General features: G+C 66.4%; 3 protein-coding genes. 1 reads left to right on the forward strand and 2 read right to left on the reverse strand.

Annotation, left to right across the window (positions count from 1 at the left end; genetic code table 11):
• Positions 1-67 precede the first annotated feature (67 nt).
• Both ELR45_RS03890 and ELR45_RS03895 read right to left on the reverse strand, forming a co-directional pair.
• Entirely contained in the window at positions 68-1066 is a 999-nt protein-coding gene (locus ELR45_RS03890; RefSeq protein WP_129663631.1) for a M56 family metallopeptidase, read from the reverse strand.
• Entirely contained in the window at positions 1063-1434 is a 372-nt protein-coding gene (locus tag ELR45_RS03895; protein ID WP_205855856.1) for a BlaI/MecI/CopY family transcriptional regulator, read from the reverse strand. Before ELR45_RS03895 ends, ELR45_RS03890 begins: the two co-directional genes overlap by 4 nt.
• Positions 1435-1714: 280 nt before the next feature.
• Between ELR45_RS03895 and ELR45_RS34545 the strand changes: the two genes are divergently transcribed.
• On the forward strand, positions 1715-2055 hold a 341-nt coding region (locus ELR45_RS34545; protein WP_165367455.1), incomplete at its 3' end, for a metal-sensitive transcriptional regulator.

A 2055-nucleotide genomic window follows, 5' to 3' on the forward strand; every position in this document is an offset into this window, starting at 1 on the left:
CTGCTGTTCGCCGCGTAGACGCCACCAGCGTGACGTCGTCCGTCATCCATGCTCGCAAAGGCCGCCATCACCAGCAGTCCCGGTTCACCGCCGCGCATTCGTCAGCGGCGGCGAACCTTGCGGGCTCGTTGCCGCAACAGTCCGGGCCGGCTGTCATGGCCGGCGTGGCCAGGGCAATCAATGGAGCGACGACCAGGGCCAGTGCGGACGTCATTCCCAACGCACCAGTCCATGCCGCCAGTGGCCGATGGCCGGTGATGAGCCGGCGTATCCGGGTGGCAGTCGTCGAACCGGTCGCGGCGAGTGTTCCGCTTGGTGGTGCGCCGGCCGACAACGTGAGCATCGCTTCGGCCAGGCTCAGCCGGTGTTCCGTCCGGCTGGCCGCGTCGTCGGCTGACAGCTCGACCAGCCGCGTGACCTCATCGCGCGCGACCCGGAACGCCCAAAGCCATCCGAACGCTCGCACCAGAGCCGCGGCCGCGGCCAGAGCAAGGTGATGACGCTCGCGCAGATGAGCGCGTTCGTGCGCCAGCACCGCGTCCAGCTGGGCCCTCTCCAGCCTGGTGTGGGCGCCGGTGGTCATCACGATTCGGTGCCGTCGTCCAGCAACGCAGTAGACATAAGGCCGATCGTCGTCAAGCAACGTCACACCCGTGTCTTCGGCTGCGCGCCCGACGAGAGCCAAGGTCTCGCGGTGGCGTCGTCGCACCGCCGCGGAGTGAGAGAACTCGAGCATCGAGCAATACACGCCACGGACCGCGATCAAGGCCGCCAGCACCAGACCGCCGGTGGCTAGCGTGGCACCTCCAGGCGTGGCATACCGCGCTTGCACGGCCATCGCGCACGACTCGACCAGCTCGGCCAGGTTCGCACTCACCTGTGGAATCGGCACGGCAAGCGCGAGGCTACCGAACACGGTTGCAAGGACGATCGACAGCGATAACGCTTGCCACGCTGCGATCGCCAACCGAGGCGCCCGATCCGTCCAGCCCGCACGCCGCAGGGTCGTCGCGCCGACAGTAGCCAGTACGGCGGCGTAGCACCACAAGATCAACGCGACGCTCACTCGCCAATCCCCCGCTTCCTGGCCTCCTCCAGCGCCTGTCCCAGCTCGGCGATCTCACCGGGTTGCAGATCTTGCAGCAGCCGGGAAAACGCCGCGCCCCGGTCCGACGTCGTGTCGAAGGCCTCGCTCAGCAACTGCGCCGTGTACTCCTCCCGGGGCTGACGAGCCCAGTAACGATACGCCCGCCGATCCTTCTCCCGAGCCAGCCACCCCTTACGGAACAAGATCTCCATGACCGTCTGCACCGTCGTGTACGCCACCTCACGCTCACGTTGAAGTGCCTGCACGACATCACGAACGAGCACAGGCTCGCCCGCCTGCCACACCTCATCCATGATCACGGCTTCGAGTTCACCGAACTTCGGCACCGAACCCTCCCGCCTTCCCTCTCGGCGCATTCAAGACTCTTCCGCACCGCGCGACGCCAGCCAGCCTACGCCGCCACGCCATGCAGACCTAAGCACGTTAGGTCATTATCGAGGAAGGGCATCGCAGCCGCCGCGGCGATAGGTGCGGAGGTTCGCTCCCCATCGGAACTCGCACGGTCACGCACCGAACAGCCGCGGGACACTACGTGGACGTACGGCGCACATGCGAGCTACGGTGTGGATTGACCCCACCCCCGGTGGGGTGGAGAGGAGCAGTGCTATGGAGCAGTTGACAGCGCGGAAGAAGGACGCGGCGAACCGGCTGAAGACGGTCCGGGGTCACTTGGACGGGATCGTGCGGATGTTGGAGTCGGATGCGTACTGCGTAGACGTAATGAAGCAGATCTCGGCGGTACAGGCGTCATTGGAACGAGCGAATCGGGTGATGTTGCACAACCATCTCGAGACCTGTTTCTCGGAGGCCATCGTCTCCGGGGATCGCCAGGCGGCCATCGACGAGCTGGTCGATGCGGTGAAGTTCACGCCCGCGTTGACGGGCCCGGGCGCGCGGCTGACAGGCGAGGCCTCGGCCGAGCCGTCGGCTCCTGAGACGATTGGAGG

Source organism: Phytoactinopolyspora endophytica, assembly GCF_004138495.1.
In the GTDB taxonomy this organism is placed as follows: domain Bacteria; phylum Actinomycetota; class Actinomycetes; order Jiangellales; family Jiangellaceae; genus Phytoactinopolyspora; species Phytoactinopolyspora endophytica.